This window comes from Mesorhizobium sp. P2_F5, assembly GCF_056403715.1.
This window is the reverse complement of record NZ_JBFUEY010000013.1, coordinates 83,403-107,214: the sequence shown is the minus strand read 5'-3', so window position 1 is coordinate 107,214 and position 23,812 is coordinate 83,403. Positions and strand designations below refer to the sequence as shown.

Annotated in this window: 17 protein-coding genes, 1 tRNA gene and 1 pseudogene; 10 read left to right on the top strand and 9 right to left on the bottom strand. The window is 63.4% G+C overall.

Annotation, left to right across the window (positions count from 1 at the left end; genetic code table 11):
- Positions 1-174: 174 nt before the first annotated feature.
- Both AC1DYO_RS19060 and AC1DYO_RS19055 read left to right on the top strand, forming a co-directional pair.
- Positions 175-1,056 carry an HpcH/HpaI aldolase/citrate lyase family protein gene (locus tag AC1DYO_RS19060; protein ID WP_477265835.1) on the top strand — a complete coding sequence of 294 codons (882 nt, stop codon included), beginning with the start codon at positions 175-177 and terminating at the stop codon, positions 1,054-1,056.
- A 43-nt stretch (positions 1,057-1,099) separates the two neighbouring features.
- Positions 1,100-1,306 (top strand): DUF1737 domain-containing protein, encoded by a 207-nt coding sequence (locus AC1DYO_RS19055; protein ID WP_477265833.1) that lies wholly within the window; start codon positions 1,100-1,102, stop codon positions 1,304-1,306.
- A 226-nt stretch (positions 1,307-1,532) separates the two neighbouring features.
- On the opposite strand, the gene AC1DYO_RS19050 is transcribed toward AC1DYO_RS19055, so the two are convergent.
- Positions 1,533-1,955, bottom strand: coding sequence for a metallopeptidase family protein (locus tag AC1DYO_RS19050; protein WP_181060613.1), 423 nt, complete (start codon positions 1,953-1,955; stop codon positions 1,533-1,535).
- A 183-nt stretch (positions 1,956-2,138) separates the two neighbouring features.
- Here AC1DYO_RS19050 and AC1DYO_RS19045 point away from each other — a divergent pair, with 183 nt between their 5' ends.
- From AC1DYO_RS19045 to AC1DYO_RS19035, 3 genes are read left to right on the top strand one after another with little or no spacing between them, the layout of a single operon-like run.
- Positions 2,139-3,173, top strand: a complete 1,035-nt coding sequence (locus AC1DYO_RS19045; protein WP_477265831.1) for an ImuA family protein — start codon at positions 2,139-2,141, stop codon at positions 3,171-3,173.
- A complete protein-coding gene (locus tag AC1DYO_RS19040; protein ID WP_477265829.1) occupies positions 3,091-4,593 on the top strand; it encodes a DUF6504 family protein in 1,503 nt (500 codons plus the stop codon). Before AC1DYO_RS19045 ends, AC1DYO_RS19040 begins: the two co-directional genes overlap by 83 nt.
- Entirely contained in the window at positions 4,590-7,868 is a 3,279-nt protein-coding gene (locus tag AC1DYO_RS19035) for an error-prone DNA polymerase (protein ID WP_477265827.1), read from the top strand. Before AC1DYO_RS19040 ends, AC1DYO_RS19035 begins: the two co-directional genes overlap by 4 nt.
- Positions 7,869-8,128: 260 nt before the next feature.
- Here AC1DYO_RS19035 and AC1DYO_RS19030 read toward each other — a convergent pair whose 3' ends face one another.
- The 4 genes from AC1DYO_RS19030 to AC1DYO_RS19015 form a co-directional block, all read right to left on the bottom strand.
- Positions 8,129-8,368 (bottom strand): Trm112 family protein, encoded by a 240-nt coding sequence (locus AC1DYO_RS19030; protein WP_477265825.1) that lies wholly within the window; start codon positions 8,366-8,368, stop codon positions 8,129-8,131.
- A 95-nt stretch (positions 8,369-8,463) separates the two neighbouring features.
- On the bottom strand, positions 8,464-9,135 hold the full coding sequence (locus AC1DYO_RS19025; RefSeq protein WP_477265823.1) for an LON peptidase substrate-binding domain-containing protein: 672 nt from the start codon (positions 9,133-9,135) through the stop codon (positions 8,464-8,466).
- 185 nt (positions 9,136-9,320) lie between these two features.
- Positions 9,321-10,316, bottom strand: coding sequence for a thioredoxin (trxA, locus tag AC1DYO_RS19020; protein ID WP_477265821.1), 996 nt, complete (start codon positions 10,314-10,316; stop codon positions 9,321-9,323).
- Between the two features lie 86 nt (positions 10,317-10,402).
- The gene (locus AC1DYO_RS19015; RefSeq protein WP_477265819.1) at positions 10,403-10,900 is read right to left on the bottom strand and encodes a prolyl-tRNA synthetase associated domain-containing protein; all 498 of its coding nucleotides are present in this window, start codon (positions 10,898-10,900) and stop codon (positions 10,403-10,405) included.
- Between the two features lie 226 nt (positions 10,901-11,126).
- On the opposite strand from AC1DYO_RS19015, the gene AC1DYO_RS19010 reads away from it, so the two are divergent.
- Positions 11,127-11,201: transfer RNA gene (locus tag AC1DYO_RS19010), tRNA-Gly, on the top strand.
- Positions 11,202-11,345: 144 nt separating this feature from the next.
- Here the strand turns inward: AC1DYO_RS19010 and AC1DYO_RS19005 are convergent.
- A pseudogene (locus AC1DYO_RS19005) lies at positions 11,346-11,417 on the bottom strand (cation transporter); the annotation flags it as partial.
- 59 nt (positions 11,418-11,476) lie between these two features.
- Entirely contained in the window at positions 11,477-11,980 is a 504-nt protein-coding gene (locus AC1DYO_RS19000; protein ID WP_477265817.1) for a TetR/AcrR family transcriptional regulator, read from the bottom strand.
- Between the two features lie 367 nt (positions 11,981-12,347).
- On the opposite strand from AC1DYO_RS19000, the gene AC1DYO_RS18995 reads away from it, so the two are divergent.
- The 3 genes from AC1DYO_RS18995 (at position 12,348) to AC1DYO_RS18985 (ending at position 17,699) form a co-directional block, all read left to right on the top strand.
- Positions 12,348-13,367, top strand: a complete 1,020-nt coding sequence (locus AC1DYO_RS18995; protein ID WP_477265815.1) for an MBL fold metallo-hydrolase — start codon at positions 12,348-12,350, stop codon at positions 13,365-13,367.
- A 555-nt stretch (positions 13,368-13,922) separates the two neighbouring features.
- Positions 13,923-16,076, top strand: coding sequence for an SAM-dependent methyltransferase (locus AC1DYO_RS18990; protein ID WP_477265813.1), 2,154 nt, complete (start codon positions 13,923-13,925; stop codon positions 16,074-16,076).
- A gap of 180 nt (positions 16,077-16,256) precedes the next feature.
- Positions 16,257-17,699 carry a DUF5939 domain-containing protein gene (locus AC1DYO_RS18985; RefSeq protein WP_477265811.1) on the top strand — a complete coding sequence of 481 codons (1,443 nt, stop codon included), beginning with the start codon at positions 16,257-16,259 and terminating at the stop codon, positions 17,697-17,699.
- A gap of 66 nt (positions 17,700-17,765) precedes the next feature.
- On the opposite strand, the gene AC1DYO_RS18980 is transcribed toward AC1DYO_RS18985, so the two are convergent.
- Both AC1DYO_RS18980 and AC1DYO_RS18975 read right to left on the bottom strand, forming a co-directional pair.
- Positions 17,766-18,446: a peroxiredoxin-like family protein gene (locus AC1DYO_RS18980; RefSeq protein WP_477265908.1), complete on the bottom strand. Its 681-nt coding sequence runs from the start codon at positions 18,444-18,446 to the stop codon at positions 17,766-17,768.
- Between the two features lie 21 nt (positions 18,447-18,467).
- The gene (locus AC1DYO_RS18975; protein WP_477265809.1) at positions 18,468-21,746 is read right to left on the bottom strand and encodes an adenylate/guanylate cyclase domain-containing protein; all 3,279 of its coding nucleotides are present in this window, start codon (positions 21,744-21,746) and stop codon (positions 18,468-18,470) included.
- A 291-nt stretch (positions 21,747-22,037) separates the two neighbouring features.
- On the opposite strand from AC1DYO_RS18975, the gene AC1DYO_RS18970 reads away from it, so the two are divergent.
- On the top strand, positions 22,038-23,801 hold the full coding sequence (locus AC1DYO_RS18970) for an adenylate/guanylate cyclase domain-containing protein (RefSeq protein ID WP_477265807.1): 1,764 nt from the start codon (positions 22,038-22,040) through the stop codon (positions 23,799-23,801).
- Positions 23,802-23,812 lie beyond the last annotated feature (11 nt).

Here is a 23,812-nt window from a genome sequence, read left to right as displayed (position 1 = left end):
GCTTCGCTGTTGCATGCCGCTGTTGTCGCGGGCTCGCATGGAGGCGCCGGGGCGGAGCGGAGGAGGTTTTCCGCAGAGATGTGCAGTTTTCGTGCAGGAGTCAGCGCCAGTTCCTGCGATTAGCCTAGCCCGCGCGCCCTTGCCTCACTCGCGCCCAGACGGCATAGATCGGCCATGACAAACGAACCCTACCGCCCACGCCGCTCGGTGCTTTACGTCCCGGCCTCCAACGACAAGGCGCTGGCCAAGATCGCAGCGCTGGCCTGCGATGCCGTCATCATCGATCTCGAAGACGCCGTCGCGCCCGCCGACAAGGTCGCGGCGCGCGAAAAATTGGCTGGCATTTTCGCCAGCCGGCCGAAGCGGCGCTGCGAGATGGTGGTGCGCGTCAACGCGCTGTCCAGCGAATGGGGCGACGATGATCTGCTGGCCGCGGCAAAATTCGAGCCCGACGGCATCCTGTTGTCCAAGGTCGCCACACCGCGCGACATTCTGGAAGTCGGTGACGTGCTCGACGACAATTTTGCTCCCGACAGCGTCAAACTCTGGGCAATGATCGAGACGCCAAAGGCCATGCTCAACATCGGCGCCATCGCCGAGCTCGGCCGCGACCCGGCCTCGCGTCTCAATTGTTTCGTTGCCGGAACGAACGATCTGATCAAGGAGACCGGCATTCTGGCGACGCCCGACCGGCGCTATCTCGTGCCCTGGCTGATGCAGATGGTGCTGGCCGCGCGCGCCGGCGGCATCGACATGCTCGACGGTGTCTCCAACGATTTTCGCGATCCTGACGCGTTTGCGCGCGAATGCACGGAAGCCGCCGCCATGGGCTTCGACGGCAAGACGCTGATCCACCCGGCCCAGGTCGACGCCGCCAACCATGCCTTTGCGCCCGCGCCCGAAGCCATGGCCGAGGCGCGCGCGGTGAGCGATGCTTTCGCCTTGCCGGAAAACGCCGGCAAGGGCGTGATTGCGCTGAACGGCAGGATGGTCGAGCGGCTGCATCTGGCGCAGGCCGAAAAACTGCTGGCGAAAGCCGCCGCCATCGGCGCATGATTGCCTAAGCCGGCTAGCAAGAACTCACGACAGGACTAAAACCATGAAACTCTACCGCTTTCTGTCCGCTCCCGACGATTCCACCTTCTGTCACAAGGTGACGGCGGCGCTGAACAAGGGCTGGCATTTGTTCGGCTCGCCGACCTACGCCTATGACAAGAAGACCAAGTCGATGCGCTGCGGCCAGGCAGTGGTAAAGGACGTCGACGGCCACGAATACGGGCCGGACACCAAGCTGAGCGACTGGTAGGCTTTGCCGGCACCGACGCAGGCTGTGTCGAGATTCAGGTCAGGTCGAGTCGAGAATGGCTGATACCGAGAACCGGAGCGGAGCGTACTTGAAGTACGTGAGCACCGGCCTACGCCGGCCGTAGCCTTAACTGCCGCAACCACTCATGCAGGCTTCGGCCGGCGAAGTCCGGAAGCGCAGGTATCTGCCGTTCGCAAGCGAGCCTCACCTGAATATCGACGCAGCCTTACTCGGCCGCCTCTTCGAGCTTCTCCATATCGTCGTCCGACAGGCCGAAATGGTGGCCGATCTCGTGGATCAGCACATGGGTGACGATGTCGCCCAGCGTCTCTTCGTTCTCGGCCCAGTAGTCGAGGATGGCGCGGCGGTACAGCGTGATGCGGTTGGGGCCTTCGCCGGTCTGCGGGTTCCAGCGCTCGGCGATGCCGCGGCCCTCGAACAGGCCGAGCAGGTCGAACGGCGTCTCCAGCGACAGATCGTCCATGATCTCGTCGGTCGGGAACTCGGCGATCTGGATGACGATCTCGCCGGTCAGCTTGCGAAAATCGTCCGGCAGATGCGCATAGGCCTCCAGCGCCAGGAACTCCATTTCCTCGATCGAGGGCGAGAGTTCGTCGTGCCAGGTGCGGGTCTTGTAGATGCGGGCCATGCTTTAGTCCTTTGATCCCGGCATATAGGCTTTCCCTCGGGAATCGGCAAATGAGCGCGGCTGTCGTCCGTCTTCTCGATTCGCGGACAGGAATAAATTCCGCATGACTCCGCTTGACTCTTCCGGCACCCTCTGGAATCTATAGGAACATAACAGGAACAATTGTGAGAGAAACTGACCGTCATGGCGACATCAGCCGTGGCGCGGGAGACTGTTTTTGCCCTGCGCCGCCAGATCGCGAAGATCGAGGGAACGCTGCCCGAGCGCTTGGCCGCGCCGGCTGGCGAGCGGTCTCGCGCGCGTGCTGACGGCAACGCGCCCGATCTCGATGTCGCCCCTGATATCACCATTATCCGGCGTGGCCTTGCCGTTGCTTCGCCGGATGCCTTCCTGCCCACCGGCGTCGAGCGCCTCGATGCCGCGCTGAGCGGCGGCCTGCCGAAAGCCGCCCTGAGCGAAATCCACGGCCTTGAGACCCGCAATGCCGGGGCCGTCGCCGGCTTTGTGCTGTCGCTGGTCAGCCTGATCCTCAAGGGGCAGGCCCTGCCGGTGCTGTGGATCGGCACGTCGGAGATTTTTCGCGAGGCCGGCTTCCCCTATGCCAGGGGATTGCAGGGCCTGTTCGGCATCGCGCCGGAGCAATTGCTGTTTTCCGAGGCGCCGAAACTCACCGATGCGCTGTGGGTGGCCGAGGAGGCCGCGAAGATGACCGCGCTCGCCGCAGTCATTCTCGAAATCCGCGGCAGCCCGCAGCGGCTCGACCTCACCGCAACGCGCCGGTTGCACGCCCGCGCCCAAAGCGCCGGCCGGCCGGTGTTCCTGCTGCGCCAGGCCGGCGAGGCCGAACCGACCGCCGCCCCGGTGCGTCTCATCGTGTCGGCCGCACCCGCAACATCGCGCCGGACCATCGCCGGGCCGCTCGCCGGCTCGATCGGCCACCCTGCCTTCACCGTCAGCATCGGCAAGAGCCGCACGGCTCTGCCCGGACAATTCACACTGGAGTGGAACCCCGATGAGCACCGTTTCGAAGAGAGAAGGCCAGAGAATTCTGTCGCTGTGGTTCCCGCATCTCGGGGCGGAGCGGATCCTGCGCCAGCGCCTGGGACGGTCGTGGCGTTCCCGGCCGTCGGATCATTTGCCGCCATCCCACCCACCGCTGGTAATCAGCCATCGCGACCGCAACGCCCAGCGCATATCGGCCCTCGACGAGCGGGCTGAGGCGCTGCACCTGAAGCGCGGAATGGGCATTGCCGACGCGCGCGCCATGCATCCCTCGATCGACATTGTCGAGGCCGATCCGGAAGCCGATCGCCGGCTGCTCGAAGGCCTCGCCGACTGGTGCGATCGCTACACGCCGCTGGTGGCGCTCGACGGCGCCGACGGGCTTTATCTCGACGTCACCGGCTGCACGCATCTGTTCGGCGGCGAACGCGCCATGCTGGACGACATTCTTGCGCGTTTTTTCCAGCAGGGTTTCGATGTCCGCGCCGGGCTTGCCGCGACGCCGGGCGCGGCCTGGGCGGCGGCGCGCTTCTGCGGCGATCGCATTGTTCCCTCCGGCGAGGAGGAAGCGCTGCTCTCCCCCTTGCCGCTGGCAGCACTGCGCATCGAGCCTGATATCCGCGCCAGCCTGGAAAGTGTGGGCCTGCGCACCGCGGGCGCCGTCATGGCCGCGCCGCGCGCCCCGCTCGCCCGCCGCTTCGGCGCCAGCTTGCTGTTGCGCCTCGACCAGGCGCTCGGCCGCCTCGACGAGGCGGTTTCGCCGCGCCTGCCGGTGGCGCCGCTTTCGGTCGAACGCCATCTCGCCGAACCGGTCGTGCTCACCGCCGAGATCGAGCGGCTGGTGGAAATGCTGGCGGTGACCTTGAAGGTCGATCTCGAACGCCGCGGCGAAGGCGCCCGGATGCTGGCGCTGCTGTTGTTTCGCGTCGACGGCGCCGTCAGCCGCATCGCTGTCGGCACCTCGCGGCCCCTGCGCGAACCGAAGCTGATCCAGCGCCTGTTCCACGAGCGGCTAACAGCGCTCGAACAGGACATCGATGCCGGCTACGGTTTCGATCTGGTGCGGCTTTCCGTGCTGGCCGCCGCCGCCTTCGACATGCAGCAGGCCGATCTTGCCGGCGAGACCGAGGATGACGGCGCCGACATTGCGCTGTTTGCCGACCGCATCCGCGCCCGGCTCGGCGACAATGCTGTGCTGAAAGCGGTCGCCGTCGAAAGCCATCTGCCGGAGCGCGCCGTCGCCACTATCCCCTTCTCCGAGGCGCCGCAACGGACCACGCCACCGAAAAAGCCGGACCGGAAAGACGCACCGCCCGCAACCATCTTCCCGCCGGAGCGGCCGATCCGGCTGTTCCGTTCGCCCGAGCCGATCGAAGTGCCGGCGACCGAAATGCCGGAGGGGCCGCCGCTGCACTTCCGCTGGCGGCGCGCGCTCTACCGGGTCACGCGTGTGGAGGGACCCGAACGCATCGCCGCCGAATGGTGGCATGAAGCCGTGAGCGACCCGGTCACATCGACTCGTGACTATTTCCGCATCGAGGATGCCGACGGCCGCCGCTACTGGCTCTACCGGCAAGGCCTTTACGGCAACCCGCAGGTGCCGCCACGCTGGTTCATGCATGGGGTCTTCGCATGAACGCATTGACCGTCATCCCCTATGCCGAGTTCGGCATCCAGTCGAACTTCTCCTTCCTGCGCGGCGCCTCCAAACCGGAGGAGTTGGTCGTGGCGGCCAAGCTCATGGGATTCTCCGCGATTGGCCTTGCCGATCGCAACACCGTGGCCGGCGTCGTACGCGCTTGGCAGCAGGCCAAGGCGGAAACTTTCTCTTATCACCCCGGCTGTCGGCTGGTGTTCGAAGACGGTACGCCTGACATCCTCGCCTATCCGCAGGACCGCAAGGGCTGGGGACATCTCTGCCGCATGCTCACCCAAGCCAATCTGCGCGACGAAACCGAAAAGGGCGCCACTCTTCTCCAACGCAGCGACCTGCTCGAATGGGGGGACCTGATGTCGTTGGCAATCCTGCCTGATCTGACGGCGGGCGCTAGCGACGGGCTGGCCCTGCTGCACCAGCTGAAGGATCGTTTCGGCAGGAATCTGCGACTAGGCGTTGCGCCGGACTATCGCGGCAATGACCGCTTTCGCATCGAGCAGGCGGCCGCCATGGCCGACGCCGCCGACGTAGCGCTGATGGCGACCAACGATGTGCTTTATCACAGCGCCGAGCGGCGTCCGTTGCAAGATGTGCTCACCGCGATCCGCCTCAACACGCCCGTTGCCGAGGTGGGACTGCAACTGGCAGTCAACGCCGAACGCCACCTGAAGCCGCCGCTGGAAATGGCCAGGCTTTTCCGGCGCCATCCGCATGCTCTGGCCGAGACGCTGCGCTTTGCCGGCGAGCTCAGCTTCTCGCTTGGCGATCTCCAGTACAATTATCCAGACGAGCCGACGGAATCTGGCCTCGCCCCGCAGGCCGAGCTGGAAAGACTGGCGCGGGAGGGAGCGGTCAACCGCTATCCGGCCGGTGTACCTGAATCCGTGACCAAACGCATCGAGGAAGAACTCGCTCTGATCGAACGCCTCAACTACGCTCGCTACTTCCTGACCGTCCACGACATCGTCAAGTTCGCTCGCAGCCAGGATATTCTCTGCCAGGGCCGCGGCTCGGCCGCCAACTCGGTCGTCTGCTTCTGCATCGGCATCACCGAGGTGGGGCCGGAAAAAATCAATTCGCTTTTTGAGCGCTTCATTTCCGAGGAGAGAAACGAACCGCCCGACATCGATGTCGATTTCGAGCATGAAAAGCGCGAAACCGTCATGCAGTACATTTACGAGAAATACAGCGCCAAACACACGGCACTAGGGGCCGCCGTGATCAGCTATCGAGGCCGATCCGCGCTGCGGGAGGTGTCGAAGGCCATGGGTCTGTCGGAGGACGTCAGGGCGGCTCTCTCCAGCTCGATCTGGGGCTGGTCGACATCCGAGCTCGGCGAGAAGGAGGCCCATGCCGGCGGCCTCGACCGCAATGAGACCTCGACCAGGCATGTGATCGAGCTCGCCAATGGGATCATGGGTTTTCCCCGCCATCTGACGCAGCATGTCGGTGGCTTCGTTATCACCAAGGATCGGCTCGATGAGATTGTGCCCATCGTCAAGACGGCAATGGACCAGCGCAAGATGGTCGAGTGGGATAAGGACGATCTCGACTCGGTGAAAATCCTGAAGGTGGATGTGCTGGCGCTCGGCATGCTGACCTGCCTGAAGCGCGCCTTCACCTTGCTCACCGACCATTATCCGAGGGCTCGGGATGATTACGGCCGACCCTATGTGCTGGCCACCCTGCCGCCGGAAGACGACGACGTCTACGACATGATCTGCCGCGCCGACACGCTCGGCGTCTTCCAGATCGAATCGCGCGCCCAGATGTCGATGCTGCCGCGTCTCCGGCCCCGCGAATTCTACGACCTCGTCATCGAGGTGGCGATCGTGCGGCCCGGTCCAATCCAGGGCGATATGGTTCACCCCTATCTGCGCCGTCGGCAGAAAAAGGAAATGCCTGAGTACCCCAAGCCGGAACTGAGGGAAATCCTAGGCAAGACGCTGGGCGTGCCGCTGTTCCAGGAGCAGGCGATGAAGATTGCCATCGTCGCCGGTGGCTTCAAGCCGGGCGAAGCCGACGAATTGCGCCGCGCCATGGCCACCTTCAAACGCACTGGCACCATCGGCAATTATCGCCAGCGCATGATCAAAGGCATGACTGATAGGGGCTACGAAAAAGACTTCGCTGAGCGCTGCTTCAAGCAGATCGAAGGCTTTGGCGAGTACGGCTTTCCCGAAAGCCACGCCGCCTCCTTCGCGCTGCTCGTCTATGCCTCCTGCTGGTTCAAGACCTTTTATCCCGACGTGTTCTGCGCCGCGATCCTGAATTCGCAGCCGATGGGGTTTTACCAGCCGGCACAGCTGGTGCGCGACGCACGCGACCATGGCGTCGCCATCCGCGACGTTGACGTCAATTTTTCCGACTGGGACTGCACACTGGAGGAAGACGCCTTCGATCCCGGCCGCATCCTCCCACGCCATGCCCAGATGCGCAGTGTCATCAAGACAAAGCATGCGGTTCGGCTCGGCTTCAGGCAGATCAAGGGCCTGTCCAAGGAGCGCATGGAGGCTTTCGCCGAGCGGCGCGGCTCAGGCTACGAATCCGTTCGGGATGTCTGGTTGCGCTCCGGCCTCGATGTCGACGACATCGAAAGGCTGGCGCAGGCCGACGCCTTCCGCTCGCTCCGCCTCGACCGTCGTGAAGCCTTGTGGGCGGTGCGCGCGCTGGACGGCAAGAGCGCCGCCGAAAAACTGCCGCTGTTCGACCAGCCGGCGATCCGGCTGCGCGAGCTCGAGCCCGAAACCAAACTGCCGACAATGCCGCTCGGCGAACACGTCATCCACGATTATCGCGCGCTCGGCCTGTCGCTGAAGGCGCATCCGGTCGCCTTCCTGCGCGAGCGCCTCGACCGCGCCGGCGTCATCCCCAATGCCAACCTTGGCTCGGTTCGCGACGGCAGGCGGGTTTCCGTCGCCGGGCTGGTGCTGGTGCGGCAGCGGCCCGGCAAGGGCAATGCGATCTTCCTGACGCTGGAGGACGACAAGGCCGTCGCCAACGTCATTTTCTGGGAAAGGACGTTTACCCGGTTCCGGCCGATCGTCATGGGCGCACGCTTCGTCAAGGTCACCGGCAAGCTGCAGTCGGAATCCGATGTCATCCACATCGTCGCCGAAAAGATCGAGGATCTGACGCCCTGGCTGACCGTGCTGCTGGAAGAGATGACGCCGGCTGTGCCGGCCTTGCCGAATATCGCGGCGCTCTCGGACAAGGCCGAGAGGGTCATGCCCAAGGGCCGCAATTTTCAGTAATCGCAGCTCATTCATCGTCCCACAGGAACGAATGCGAAGCGACGGTGATCCTTCGCGCCCCCCTCTGTCCTGCCGGACATCTCCCCCACAAGGAGGGAGATTGGCCGTCATCTCCGCCTTCGCCAATCTCCAACGTTAAAGACGGGCTGGGCGACGAAGCTGCCGATCTCCCCCCAAGTGGGGGAGATGCCCGGCAGGGCAGAGGGGGGCGCTGTCCCGCAAACCTCTGCCAACTTGCGCGTCGCGACGATGCTCGAAATTCAGGAAGGCCCACCCAGCCGCGGCGGCGACAGCACATCCTCCGCCGAAATGCTCCGCGCCTCCGAGGGCAGCATGATCGGGATGCCGTCGCGCACGGGATAGGCGAGCTTGGCGATCCTCGAGATCAGCTCGCCGCGCTCCGGGTCCCAGGCCAGCGGCCCCTTGGTCAGCGGGCAGGCCAGCAGCTCCAGCAGTTTCGGGTCGACATTGGCCTTGCCGTCACGCCCGTCCGCAGCCATCGCAGTCCTCCTTTCGTCCGCCAGTTGCCAACATCGTCTGCCCAAGATGTGTCGAGATTCAAGTCAGGCCGGCCTCACCTGAATATCGACGCATCTTATTGAAGGCTGGAGCCAAAATCCTCATTCTCGCGCGCCAGCGCCATTTCGGTGATGGCGATCAGCGTCTCGGCCCGCGCCCTCAAATCCGGCGCTTCCAGCAGCGCCTGTTTCTCGGCCGGGCCGTAAGGCGCCATCATCGACAGCGCATTGACCAGCATGGCGTTCTCGGCGCGGCTAACGCTTTCCCAGTCGGCTTCGAGTTCATTGGCCTGCAGATAGGCACGAAATGCCTTGAGCAGCGCCGGCCGGTCGACCTCGTTTGCCGCCTGGTCTTCCCTAAGATCGGTAAGGAACGGTGCCAGCTTGCATTGCCGAAACGGCGTCTTCACCGGCAATTCATGCGCGATTCGGAACCGGCATACGCCCTGCAGCGAGATCAGATAGCGGCCGTCGCCGCTCTCGGCCATCGAGATGATGCGCCCGGCGCAGCCGACATTGCACAGTTCCGGCTCGCCATCGGCGCGCAGCGCGCCATCGAGGCTCGGCTGGATGATGCCGATCAGCCGCGCGCCGGCGATCGCCTCATCCACCATCTGCAGATAGCGCAGCTCGAAAATGTTGAGCGGCATGCGGCCGCCCGGCAAAAGCAGCGCGCCGGCAAGCGGAAACACCGGGATGGTCGACGGCAGATCCTTGCCGACCCGGTAATATGCGTTTCCGACCTGCACTTATGTCCTCCGATCGCTTCGTCGCCATGCGGCCACCGCAGCCCGGCATCGTCAGCATCGCCCTAATCTGGCGCAGCCGACGCCGACCGCAAGGTCCCAAAACCATTCCGCCGGTAATTTCGCCAGCGAACGGCTATTTGCTGGTGCATGATCTTAAACCGGCTCCCACTTTTCGGGATCATGCACTAGGAAAACAGCAGCGACGACAATTTGCGCCGTGCCGCCAGCGTCGCCTCGTCGGTCATCCCCCAAGCCTCGAACAGCTTCAACAGCTGCGCCCTGGCGCCGTCCTCGTTCCAGGTGCGGTCCGCCTTGATGATGGCCAGCAGGTTATCCGCCGCCGCATGGCGATCGCCTCGCGCATTCTGGACCATGGCGAGGTCGAAACGCGCCTGGTGGTCGCCGGGATTGGCGGCCAGGCGCTGCTCGAACTCGGCCGGATTGCCAAGCGCTGCCGCTTCCGCGGCCAGCGTCATCTTGGCGCGCAGCGCGGCAAGTGCCGGCGCATCCTTCTTGGCTTCCGGCGCCGTTGCCAGCAGCGCCTCGGCGCCCTCGCTGTCGCCGGCCTCGAACAGAAGCTCGCCCAGCCCGGCGATCGCCTCGATCGTCTCCGGCGCCTGCGCCAATATGGCGTCATAGATGTCGGCTGCGGTCTGCGCATCGCCCGCCGCATGCGCTTCGGCTGCCGCGGCCAGTGCTTCGGCGACCGGCGGCGCGCCATTGCCCTTGCCGCCGACCTTGGTAATGAACTCGCCGATCTGGCTCTCGGGGATGGCGCCCATGAAGCCATCGACCGGCTGGCCGTCCTTGAAGGCGATAACCGCCGGAATCGACTGGATGCCGAGCTGGCCGGCAATCGAGGGGTGGTCGTCAATGTTCATCTTGACCAGCTTGACCTTGCCGCCGGCGGCCTTGACCGCCTTTTCCAGCTGCGGTGTCAGCTGCTTGCAGGGCCCGCACCACGGCGCCCAGAAATCGACCAGCACCGGCTGTTTCCGCGATTCCTGGATGACGTCGGCGGCAAAGGCGGCAGTCGTGGTGTCCTTGATCAGGTCTCCACCGGCTGGAGCAGCGCCGGGCCCGGCCTTGGCCGGCTCGGCGCCGCCATATTGCACGGAGGTGGTGTACTGGCCGGCATTGCCGCCGAATTGGCCGCCAAACGGATTGTTGTTGTCGCTCATGTCGTCGCCCTTCCGGTCGCGCCCCTCGCCAGCGGAGCAGGCGCGACATCCATGCTAGAGGTCAGTTTTCGCCATCCATGTGGCGATCAAGCCGAGACTTTCAAGATAGCAGCATCATGTCCGGTTGCCTCGACGAATCTGATGAGGTCGGTGGAAGCGATCGAGGTCGTCGCCTCATTGGTCAGCGGATGCGCATTGACCACCGCATGCGCCATCAAATCCTGGTCGAGTACCACCTTGACCCGTCTTTCAGCGTCGTTGATCAGGCCGAACACGGTGACCGCGCCCGGAATGACGCCGAGCAGCTCCATCAGCATCTCTGGCTTGCCGAAGGACACCCGGCTAGCGGCGCCGATGATCGTGTGGATCTGCTTCAGGTCGACGACCGCGTCCTCGCTGACACTGACCAGAAAGAAATTGTCCTTCTTGTCCTTGAGGAACAGGTTTTTGGTATGCCCGCCCGGTATCTCGCCGCGCAGCGACTGCGAATCGGCCACCGTATAGAGCGGCGGATGGCGCACGGTCGCCACTGATATGCCGAGATCGGCAAGAAAGGCGAAAAGCTCGGCTTCTGTCTTCGGCATCGATGGTCTTTCCCTATCTGGTACAAGTCTGGCCGCGCGCAAAGCCGTTTACGGCCAATGATGCCGCCGAGACAAGACCGTCATGCGGGAAGTCAATGAACCACCAGCGTGGCCAACGAGGTTCGGCCAGGCGATTTGGCGCGACCAAAAAGCCCGTCATTTCCCTGTTGCAATCGCCGCGCTCTTCAGCCATATAGGCCCGGCTTGCGGCCCAAAGGCCGTGTGAGCGGGTGTAGCTCAGGGGTAGAGCACAACCTTGCCAAGGTTGGGGTCGAGCGTTCGAATCGCTTCACCCGCTCCAATTTCCTCAAAGGGAATCAAGCATCGAAAAGCCGCGGTCCGCCGCGGCTTTTTCGTTTTTGCCGTTCAGACGCGGAGTGGTCGGCAAAGCGGAAGCGCTGCTATCTGCTCACATTGCGGATGCCTATTCGCGCGCTCGTCATACCCAGACCCCAAGAGCCGCGGCCAAATTACCGACCGCATCGTAGCGAGAGCACAGCCAGACCGAACGCACATTATTGGCGCTGGTTGGCGGTCGGCCAACTCGGTATCTTTCGGATGTGAGACCGGACGGTGCTATCCCGCCGTCGGCCAGATCGCCATGCTGGTGCGGGCGATGTCCAAGACAAGCGACTTGTCCGGTGAGACCTTGGCCATCAAGGCCATGCCCTGGGCAACGCCGACAAAAAATCGAGCCAGAGCCCGACAGTCCGTGCCGACCGGGATTTTGTCTGTGCCGCTGCTACGCAGCAGCACGTGGTAGATTGCATCCTCGAGGCCAGCGACGCCATTTGCCACCGCCTGGCAGATCCGCTCCGAGCCGCCTGGACTTTCCAGGATCGCATTTGCGAACAGACACCCGCGCGGCAGTCTGTCGTCGGTCAGGTGCTCGGCTGTCCGATAGAGGAACGCGCCAACCGCTTCACGTGGGTCCTCGAATTCGTTGAGCGCGGCGACCGGACGTTCTGTAAAATCCTGCCGGTAGCGGTCGAGCACACGCAGGAACAGCGCCTCCTTGTCGCCGAAGGCGGCATAAAGACTCGCACGGTTGATGCCGAGCGCATCGACCAGATCGGACATCGACGTCGCCTCGTATCCCTTGCGCCAAAACACCCGCATCGCGGTCTCAAGGGCAACATCAAGATCGAATTCGCGCGGCCGACCGCGCAAGGAAATATTTCTTGTCATATCGGTCTATATAACAATCATACCTTCTAAGTAAAGCCAGATATCACAGTGACATCACGAAAAATTGGCCTTTGCCTATTTGTTGACATATCGTTCCATAAATGCGACGAGGTGGAGGTGACGAAAGGAGACGCCATCGTGATCGACCTCTACACGCACAACGGTCACAAGATCGGCATCGTCCAGCCGGCATCATAGTTCCCGCACCACTTGTCGACTTCACGCCTTCCATGATCGCTTTGCCAATGAGGAGCCTCCAATGATCGTCGAATCATCAACAACTTCCCGTCTTCCTTTAGCCTCGCGGCGCAGTTTCCTCGCCGGGGCGGCAGGGCTGATCTCTGCTGCCGCGCTCTCTGTGGATGGCCGGGCGTCCGCTGCGCCCGTTAGCCTGCCGCAGGCCGGTCCACCGTCCTTTTACAGCTTCAAGATCGGCATGTTCGATGCGCTCTCCATCAGCGACGGTGCCCTGCTGATCGAACCGCTGTTCCCGTCGGTCGGCCTCAACGCGGCCAAAGCCGAGTTTGACGCGCTGGCCGCGGAGCACTACCTCGATTCCAAGCGTGGCGTCTTCCACATGAACCATCTTGTCGTGAACACGGGCCGCAACCTTGTTCTGGTCGATACCGGCGGGACGTCGGCGCTCGGATCGATGATGGGTTTTCTGCCACGCAATCTGAGGATGGCCGGCATTGATCCAGGAAACATCGACACGATCGTTATCACACACGCCCATCCCGACCACATCCTTGCGACAACCGGAACAGACGGCAAGCTAGCCTTCCCCAATGCTCAATATTACATCTCGGATAAGGAGTGGGCATTTTGGACCCAGGAGAATCCCGACCTGTCCGGGCTCAAGTTTCCTGACGAGTTCAAGACCTTTGCCAAGGCCTGCGCGCGGACCAATCTCGGCGCGATCAAGGATCGTGTGCATATGGTCGTAGGCGATCGGGAGATCGTGCCTGGCATCCATGCCTTGCCTACACCAGGGCATACGCCAGGCCACCTCTCGCTCGTGGTCGATGGCGGCAGCGAAACGCTGATCCACACCACCGATGTCGTGCATCATTCAGTCACAGCGCTCGCTCATCCGGAATGGCATCCGATCTTTGATCAGGACAGCAACCTTGCCGTTGCGACGCGCAAGCGGCTTCTCGATGGGCTTGCCACTGATCGAACACTCGCCATGGTCTACCATTTTCCATTCCCCGGCCTTGGCCACGTCGCCCGCAGCGCCGGCGGCTACGCCTGGGAACCCAACACCTGGACGTGGTGACTTGTTTTGGCCGGCAGAGCGGTTGCCGAGCCGACGGTCGGGGAAAGCGAGTTTTCGGTCCCGGTCTCATGTTTTGCCGGGCGACCGGAGGGGTGTTGCGTGCTCTCCCTGTCAGACGCGCTCAATTTTCGCTTGGTCATACGGCCGCTCGATCGAATCTGAGCGGCGGTGCGGCGAGCCGCCGCAATCCATGAGCGAAGTTGTTCCGGATCGTCGACGATGGCAGCGGATAGCAGGGAAGCCGAAAGGCGCGGTTTTCGACGGAACTCCGTCGGACACAGTGTTCAGCTCCCCAGGGCGCTGGACAATCCTTTTCTGGCATGAATGGTAACGACTCGCGACGAGAAGTGTCTTAGAATCAATGGCTTGCCAAGGTTGGCGTCTAGCGTTCGAATCGCTTCACCCGCTCCAGTTTCCTCAAAAGGGAATCAAGCGATGAAGAGGCGCCTTTCGGGGCGCCTTTTGCTTTTTCTACACCGGCAATGTAAGCGCGTTGCGGGACTCTCGTTCTACCTTGTAACCAGGCGCGGGTAAGACGGCGTGGCGCATAATCCCTTGGTTTCCAATTCGGCGAACGGCGGCACCGCTTCCGAAGCACTCGCATGGCTCGCGTTGCGGAACGCCGCGGCGGATTGCGGCCGCGGATCGCGCTCGATCGACCCGCAGTCCCTGCGCGCGCTCCCGGCGGGGCGCAAGTGGGCGCATGAGATCGCCAGGGTGGCCCTGGATGGCCTTATGGCCGGAAGCCTGTCGGCGCCGGCGCAACTGGCTTCCCGGTGGGACAGCTTCGGCGGCGCCATCACCGAGTTGATCATCGAACTCGGCAAGCTCTGGGACAATCCCGGCGCGGCTCTCCGCATCCAGTACCAGCTTGAGCAAATGCTTCTCGACGCCGACGATCTTGCCGCGCCGCGCCGGCTGACGCGGACACTTGGAATTCGCATCGACGCCCGAAATCCGACCGCGACCGAACTTCCGGAAGGAATCGATCAAATCTACGCCCATCTGATGATGGCTGGCCAGATCGAGGCTGTCGTGCAGTTCGGCGTCCTCGGGGCGGTGACAAGGGACCATTGGATTGAATTGATCCAGAATGTCGCGCCCGCTGAGCGGCTTAGCCTTGCAGCCGAGGCATTGTCGACCTCAGCGGAGCGCGAGCCCGATCCGGACAGCCACTTCGGCAAACTCGCCCAATTGGCCGCGCAAGCGCGGGAGCTGGTTCGGTCGAGCGCCGAACCAGCGGAGCCTCCTGCCGCGCCGCGCCGCGCACGGACCACGGACAGGAATGATCGCACGGCGTTCTGGAACAGCTATTTCGCGACCGAGGATCCGTGGAACTACGGCTCGCTCTATGAGCAGGAAAAATACCAGCGGCAGCTCGAAATCCTGCCTGCCGGTCCCATCGGACGGGCGCTTGAGCTGGCCTGCGCGGAGGGCCATTTCACACGGCAGCTGGCGCCGCGTGTGGGCCATTTGACCGCAACCGACATCTCCGCCATAGCCGTCGAACGGGCCCGTGCGCGATGCAGCGATCAGCCGAACATTGAGTTCGGCGTCCTGGATTTCGCTGCCGACACGCTGCCGGGCGGGATGGATCTGATCTTCTGTTCGGAAGTGCTCTACTACCTCGATGACCTCGCCGAGTTGCGGCGCATTGCCAAGAAATTCGCTGCGGCGTTGGCGCCCGGCGGCAGTTTCATCAGCGCACACGCATTCGTGCTGCGTGACAATGTCGAAAAGACGGGCTTCGACTGGAACACATTCGGTGCCCAGGCGATCTCCGAGACGCTGGCGGCGACCGAAGGCCTCGTCCTGGAGCAATCGATCCAGACCGAGCTCTACCGCATAGACCGGTTCCGCCGCCTGTCACCAAACGATGTGGCGACGGAGCCGGTGATCGATCATGTGCCGATCCGCGCGCCCATCGAAATCGGCGTGGCGCGAAACATCGTCTGGGGCGGGGCACGGGCCTTGCGCCGTGACGTCGCGCGCAGCGAGCGGCGCCAGCGCATCCCTGTCCTCATGTATCACGGCGTCGCCGATGAAGGTCCGGCCGCGCTCGCCCGTTTTCGGCTCACGCCCACAGCATTCGCCAGCCAGATGGCATGGCTGCGCGCCAATGGCTTTCACGCCATTGGATCCGAGCAGCTGGAAGTGTCCATCGCCAATCATCAGCCTTTCGCTGGCCGCCCGGTGGTTATCACCTTCGATGACGGCTTCCAGAACTTTGCCGACCATGCCTGGCCGATCTTGCGCGCCAACGACCTGACGGCGGAAGTGTTCCTGGTGACGGATCTGGTGGGTGAAACTGCACAATGGGACGCCGACATCGGTCCGCCGACGCCGCTTATGGGTGCCGGGACGGTGCGACGCCTGTCCGCCGAAGGTGCGCTCTTCGGAAGCCATATGGCGACGCATCGCGCGATCGATGGTCTGTCGAGCCCTGACTTGGCCGCCGAACTCCTGCGCTCTCGTCTGTTCATCGAACGCTGGACCGGTCGGCCAACCACGGCGCTCGCGGCCCCCTTCTCAGCCACCGACCGACGGCTTGGCCGGCTGGCCAGGGAGTGCGGCTATCGAGTAGGCTTCGGCCGCAGACACGGGCCGGCGGACCTCGATAGCGATCCCATCGACCTTCCGCGCATCGAGATTCGCGGAGACCGCTCGCTCGATGACTTTGTTGCCACTGTCGAGGCCGTACTCGAATAACGGTGAACTTAGCGCCTGCAAAAGTCGGCTAATGACCACCCGACGCCGACATTCACAGCGTCTGCACCGGTGCGGCGCGTGCCGCCCCAAGTCCTGAGACACGCGAAGGATTTCCATCCATTCGCATCGGGCAGGATTTTCTAGTAGGTTGCCGCAAGGCAAATTGGGGATTTCGCCGTGATGGTGGTCAACGATCGCCTTCTCGAAGGCAAGATGACCGAGATCGAGCAAGCGCGAGCATGGAGCCCGCGCGTCATCTCAAAATTCGAAACGCTCATCAGGAGCGGCGACGACCAGGCGCTCTATCGTGTCAATCCGCTGGCCTTCGCCCGCGACCGCGCAATCGCCGAGCCTGAAGCGATCGACCTCTTCCTTTACGCGGCCCGCTGCGGCCTGTTCGATATGAGCTGGGACGTGCTCTGTCCCCAGTCCGGGATGGTGCTCGACAGTTTCGGCGCCCTGCGCACGCTGCAGACGCATTACGTCTGTGGCCTGTGCGACATATCGGGCGATACCGACCTCGACGATTTCATCGAGGTCTCCTTCTCCGTATCGCCCCATCTGCGGCGCCTTCCCTTCCACGAGCCCCAAACGCTCTCTGTCGAGGATTTTCACTGGAAGCTGCGCTTCGGCAATGACGGGCGGCTGCCCGGGCAAGACGTTCGCTTTCTTGACGTTCTGCGAGGCTTCGTGCGGGGCATGACCTTCCTGCCGCCGGGCACCACAACAATGCTGCGCGCTGATCTCGGTCCGGGCTCCCTGTCGGGCGTCAACGTGCAGACACAGGCGGCATTCGCTGTACCCATATCAGGGGATCCGGTGTTGGAGCCGACACTTCTCAAGATCAACTATGACGGTAAGCGTTTCTTGCCGGCGTTGCCGGTCCTGCCACCCGGTCCGGTCGTCATTGAGGTTGCGAATACCGGACCCGGTCGTGGCGCGTTGCTACTCATCAACTGGCCGCCCGAGCTCGTCGCGTTGACGACCAAACCGACGCTCGATTTCGACCCATATGTTTCCGGCGGGGCGCTGCTTGCGCGGCAAACCTTCCGCCACCTCTTCCGTTCCGAGCGTGTCGACGAGAAGGAGGGGCTCGGCATCCGGCAGATCACCTTCCTGTTCACGGACCTCAAGGGGTCCACCGCCATGTATGAGCGCCTTGGCGATCTCAACGCCTATGCCCTGGTCCGCGAGCATTTCGCTCTGGTCAACGCGGCGGTTCAGCAACATTCCGGAGCGGTGGTCAAGACTATTGGAGATGCGGTGATGGCAGTATTTTCGCGGCCATCGGATGCAATCTCGGCCGCCCTCAACATTTTTGAAGAAATCGATCGCTTCAACGGCGACCACGACGGGCCGGGGATCATCCTCAAGATCGGTGCCCACTGTGGACCATCGATTGCCGTCACGCTCAACGACAACCTCGACTATTTCGGCCAGACCGTGAATGTCGCCGCACGCGTGCAGTCACTGGCGGAAGCCGGACAGGTCTGCATCTCCGAGGCGCTCTATTGCGCGCCCGGTGTACGCGACCTGCTTGCGGGCCGAAGCGTCGTCGCGTTTGATGCGCCTCTTCGAGGTGTAGAGGGCGATGCAACTGTCTATCGCATTATGCCAGGATAGCGCGGTTGCGTGCCGCAACCATTGCCTCGCCACCAGTGACCCCGCCTGTTTACCCCGTTCGCAAGTCTATTGCGCGACCTGGGACACGGCTGACATCAGCTCCTTCGGATTTGGCGCCCCAAACATGTATCGCCCACCCTCCGGAACCTCCGTGAAGCTCCAGCGGACAATCCCCTGCCGGTCCAGCAGGAACTGGCCGATCAGTTGTCCGTGTCCCGTTGCCATCATCTGCTCGTCGGCTTCGGTCACTTCGTAATTGTCCTTCTTGTCGAGGATTGCGGCGGCCGTCATAGGATCCATGGGACCGGGCAATTCGCCAGGTATGTCGACCCGCATACCCATTGCCTCGGCCATCGCGACCTTGTACGGCCAGTTCGTCTCGTTCTCGGTGAATTCGAGATTGGGCAGCCCAAAAGCACGATGTGAAGCGCGTTCAGGATCCGAGGCCGCCAGCAGGTTCGGCATCGGGTGGTAGCGGAAATAGAGACGCGCCCGTTCGATCGGCGTGTTGACCACCGTCAGGCTCTCAACGCCCCTTTCGCGCAGCTCCGGATCGAGCCGCGCCTGGGCGGCGATGTGGCGTCGGCAAAACGCACAATGCAGACCTCGAAACAGGCCGACCAGCACCGGCTTTTGTCCGCGAAAGTCGTCAAGGGCGATCTTGCCTTCCTGGGTAATGGCGTCGAGGATCACGTTCGGCGCACGGTCGCCCGGCTGAAGCGGCAGCAAGTCAGTAGGCGCGGACATTTCCAACCTCCAACCCCCCGGCTAGTCGAGAAAAGGCAGCACCACAAGCCCTTCCGGGTCGAGCCCGTGCTGGGAGCATATACCCTGCGCCAGGGAAAAGTAGCGTTCGGCCTCGGCCAGATTGTCGAGGTCGAGATTAAGCGTTGCGAGGCCATCATAGCATGGAAACAGCAGTTGTGGCTCGCCCGTTTCACGGGCTACGTCCAGCGCTTCCTGGAACAAGCCAACCGCCAGTTCCGGACGGCCGTTGCACTGGTGGATCTGCCCAAGCACGATCAACGGCACCGGCAGGTGCTCGCGCTGGTCGAGCGCCCGGTCGATCTCGATGGCCTTCTCGGCAGCAGGCACGCCCTCCGTTGGACAGCGATCCGTGAAGGTACAACAAGCCACCGCCAGATTGGCGAGGAGGCGCGCCTGGAAGCCCAGATCGCCAATGCGGCGCGCCACGTCCAGACCGCGTCGACAGACCTCCATCGCCCGGGCCGGATCGATGGTCGTGTAAAGCACGCCGAGATTGGTGTAGCCGCGGCAGGCCGCGCCCAATAGGCTGGCGGCTTCGGCCAATTCAATGCTGCGCTCAACCTCCCGCACGGCTTCCTGGTTTCGCCCAAGACGAGCCAGCGCAACAGCCTTGGTATTAAGCGCCTCGGCGGTCACCAGAGTGGCATCCTCGCTGACATGCTCCGTTGTCAAAGTGCTTACGCAATCCAGCGCCGCGTCCGCCCATTTTGCCGCGAGAGCGTGATCTCCGCTGCGGAACGCCTGTCGGCCACGTTCTTGCCAGAGATGCGCCTGCTCGATCGGAGCATCCGCGCCATCGAGGAGCGTTGCCGCTTCAGCGTAGCGGGTTTCTGCCTCGTCCCGCTTGCCCACGTCCCAGAGCAGCCGACCGATCTTGCGCAAAACGCGCGCCGACGCGACACGATCGGCTGATTCGCGATAGGCCTGCAACACCGCCTCGTAGTGGCGGTGCGCGATCTCGCGGCGGCCTGCAGGGCCGCTCAAATCGGCAATGCGCTCTGCAATTGCCAGTTTGAGCGGTGTTTGCCCGGTCGCGCCCAACGCAGTCATCGCTCGCTCGTAGAAACGAAGGGCGTCGTCATTGGCGTATATCATGCGAGCGCGATCTCCCGCCGCCTGCAGGTAATGCGCCCCCTTCTCCCGCTCGGCGCTCTGTGCGAAATGATGACCAAGCGCGGCCAAATCCTCGAACCGTTCCGGCTTGTCGCCGCACAGTTGCTCCAGGGCGGCACTGACCCTCCCGTGGATGTCGGTCCGGCGTTGCAGGAGCAGGTTCTGGTAGATCACGTCCTGCAGCAATGTTTGCGTAAAGCGGTAGCTTTGCGACGAGACCGAGCCGGATCCGGCAACTTCCTCGATGATTTCCGCATCGCAAAGCAGTTCGCAGCCGGCTTCCAGCCGGCCGGGGTCGGCTGTCACGGTTTTCAGCAGGGTGGCATCGAAGCGCGGGCCGATCACCGCGGCTTCCTGGGCCAACCGCCGCACCTCTTGCGGCAGCCGGTCGACGCGCGCAAGCAACATTGCCTGGATGGTGGCGGGAATGCCGGTTGCGACTTCGCCTGCCACGGTCCGCCATTGCTGGCCCTCGCGCATCAATACACCGCGATCGATAAGGCCGCGAACGATCTCCTCGATAAAAAGCGGGTTGCCGCCCGCGCGCTCGAGAATCTGGTCGAGAAGCCCTCCTGCGGAGTTTACCCAGCTCTCGCCGAAAAGCGCCGCCACCAGGCTGCGTCCGTCATGGCTGTTGAGCGGCGAAAGCCTGAGCGCTGTGTGACTGACCCGACTCGAGTCGAGCTGGTCGTTGTCCGGCGCCGGACGATGCGTGACCAACAACATCAAGCGCGTGCGTTCCAGCCTGTCCATCACGAAACGCAGTGCCTCGAGCGAGACGGCGTCGGCCCAGTGCAGGTCTTCGACGACAATCAACAGCGGCGACAACGCAAGCCGGCGTTCGATGATTGTGCGGACCGCATAGAGAATTTGCCGCCGCAGCTGCTCGGGCTCGACGTGCTGCAAGGTGGCATCGGGGTCGCCAAGGCCGAGCACATGGTAGAGCAAAGGCATCAGCCGCTTCGCCTCCTCGCCCTGCAGGCCGAGATCGCTAAGCAAGGCTGCGAGCTTCCCCCGCATTTCGTCGCCATTGTCGTTTTGCATCATCCCGGCGGCGCTGCGCACCACTGCGCCCAGGGCGCCGAATGATTGTTCACCCAGCGGCGAGCACGAGGCCTGCCGCACGGCGACGTTGCGAAAACGATCGTCGTCGCCGACGCGGGCGACGAACTCCTTCACCAGCCGCGATTTCCCGATACCGGCTTCTCCGACGAGGCGGACGAGTTGGGCCGAACCGCCGCACGCCTGGTCAAGGCTCGCCAGCATTCTGTTGAGCTCCGCATCACGGCCTATTATCGGCGCATTGAGGCCGAGCGCCTCGAGCCCGCGCGCTGCACGGGGCGCCGCAAGCGGTGCATCCAGTCGATGGACGAGCACACTGCCGGCCTTGCCGCGAAGCGCGACATCACCAAGCGACTCGTAGGAGAAGGCATGCCGGGTCAACCTGTGCGTGAGTTCGCCGACCAGCACCTCACCCGGTGCGGCCAGCGATTGCAGGCGTTGCGCCGTGTTCACCGTGTCGCCGGTCACCGAATAGGATTTGGCGGTGCCGATGCCCAATCCACCGGTGACGACCGGACCCGTGTTTATGCCGATGTGGAGCAACAGAGGCGAGCCGGAGTGGGGGGCGCTTTCAGCGAGCCGCGCCGTCCGGGCGATCATGTCGAGAGCGGCGCGAAGCGCGCGTTCCGGATCGTCCTCATGCGCCACCGGCGCACCGAACAAGGCGAGCAGGGCGTCGCCGATGAATTTGTCGACGAAACCACCAAAGTTCTGCACGGCCGCCGTCAATTCCTTGAACAGCTCGTTCTGCAGCGCTTGCATGACCTCGGGGTCGAGCTGTTCGCTGAGTGTCGTGAAGCCGCAGAGATCGGCGAACAGGACCGTTACCGTCCGTCGATCGGCGTCGGAGACGGGAGGCGGCCCTTCTTCGCTTTCGATGTTCGGCGACGGAGTTCGAGGAGGCGCCACAATGGTCCGGCTCGGAGCAGGCCGTTCTAGGGCTTTTGCGGACGCACCGACGCTTGCCCCACATTTCGGACAGAACTCGAAATCAGGTGCGCAGGCGTAGCCGCAACTGGCGCACGGCACTGGCTGGCGCCGGCCACACTTCGGACAGAAGGCGTAACCGCCCTCAATCTCGAAACCGCAGCCCGAGCAGTCCATGGACACCTCACCAGAGCATGATGCCGAAACGTGTGAAGCGGTTTTCGGACGACATCATGCTCAATCTCTTTGACCTGGAGCCATGACGCGTGATCTCGCCACGCACTTCACGGCCAGGCCATGCACAAGGATGAACCGATGGCCGTCATCCGGCAAGCGGCAGTGCAAATGGGCAACCGCATGGGTTCGGTGGCAAAGCGTTGCGAAAACAGGCGGCTGTGCGGGCGTCGTTTGCGAAAGTTCCCTCCACCCGCCGTCTTCCTGCTATCGTGGAGGTAAGGAGACCGACGCATGAGTGAGAACCGCAAGCTGGCCGCAATCCTGGCCGCAGATGTGGTCGGATACAGTCGGCTCGCGAGCGCGGACGAAGAGCGTACCTTGGCGAGGTTGCGGACGCTGCGCAGCGACCTGATCGATCCGATCATCGCAGTACACAACGGGCGGGTGATCAAGCGCACCGGGGATGGGGCGCTGGTTGAGTTCCGCAGTGTGGTGGATGCCGTGCGCTGCGCCGTTGAGATCCAGAACGGCATGGTCGAGCGCAATGCTGGCGTGCCGCAGGACCGCCGCATCGAGTTCAGGATCGGCATCCATCTGGGGGACGTGGTCGAAGAAAGCGACGGCGACCTGATGGGCGACGGCGTCAACATCGCCTCGCGTCTGGAGGGTGTCGCGGCGCCCGGCGCCATCTGCCTGTCCGAGGATGCCTATCGCCAGGTCAAGGCCAGGCTTGACCTCTCGGTCAGCGATCTCGGCAGCACGCAGCTCAAGAACATCGCCGAGCCGATCCGGGTCTATTCGCTGCAAGTCGGGGCCAAGGCGGCCGCGACCCCGGAAACCGCGACGAGCCGGCCGGCCGCCGCAGCGCCGCCGAAACTGTCGATCGCCGTGCTGCCGTTTGCCAACATGAGCGGTGACGCCGAACAGGACTACTTCGCCGACGGCATCTCCGAAGACATCATCACGGCGCTGTCCAAACTGTCGCAGCTCTTCGTCATCGCGCGCAATTCGTCGTTCACCTTCAAGGGCCAGAACGTTAATGTTCAGGAGGTGGGCACGAAGCTCGGCGTACGCCATGTGCTTGAGGGCAGCGTCCGCAAGTCGGGCAACAGGGTGCGCATCACCGCGCAGCTCATCGATGCTATTTCGGGTGGCCATCTTTGGGCGGAGCGGTTCGATCGCGACCTGACCGATATATTCGCGGTGCAGGACGACGTGACGCAGCAGATCGTCGGTGCGCTGGCGCTCAACCTGACTGACGATGCCCGTCAGCGGCTGGCGCCGGAGCACCCGCGCAACACGGAGGCGTACGACTGTTTCCTGCGCGGCCGGGAGCTGTGGCACCGGCTGACGAAGGAGACGAACGTCGCATCCCGCGACCTCTTGCAACGTGCCACCGAACTGGACCCGAACTTTGCCTCTGCCTACGCTTTCCTCGCCCTCACGCACGGCATCGATTACCTGAACAGGTGGGGTGCGTCGCCGCCGGAATCGATGGCGCAAGCCGAAGAGGCCGCAACGCGAGCGGTAGCGCTGGATGACAACGATCCCTGGGCGCACTGGGCGCTGGCGATAGCCAAGCTGTACACACGACGGCACGATGAGGCCGTCGACGAGGTCGAGCGCGCACTGGTCCTCAATCCGAACTTCGCCGAAGCGCATGTCTGCCGCGGCGAGACGCTGTACTATTCGGGCAGGCCCGAGGAGGCCCTTGAGAGTTTCGCCCGGGGAAAGATTTTGAACCCATACTTTCCCGATGTGCTTCTGCACTTCCAGGCTTTGGCGCTGTTTCAACTGGGAAGGTACGAAGAGGCTGTTGAGCTCCTGCTGCAACGGCTGGCCCGCAACGCTACCACCGACGTCTCGCGCGCGCTTCTGGCCGCCAGCTACGGCCATCTGGGCCGTTTGGAAGAGGCCCGCGCGGCATGGCAGGAGGTGCTTCGCGTCAATCCCGACTATTCGCTGGAATACCGTCGCAAAGTCTTGCCTTACAAGAACCCTGCCGATTTCGAACTCATGGTCGACGGGCTCCGCAAGGCCGGCGTTGTGCAATGACCGGGTAGCGG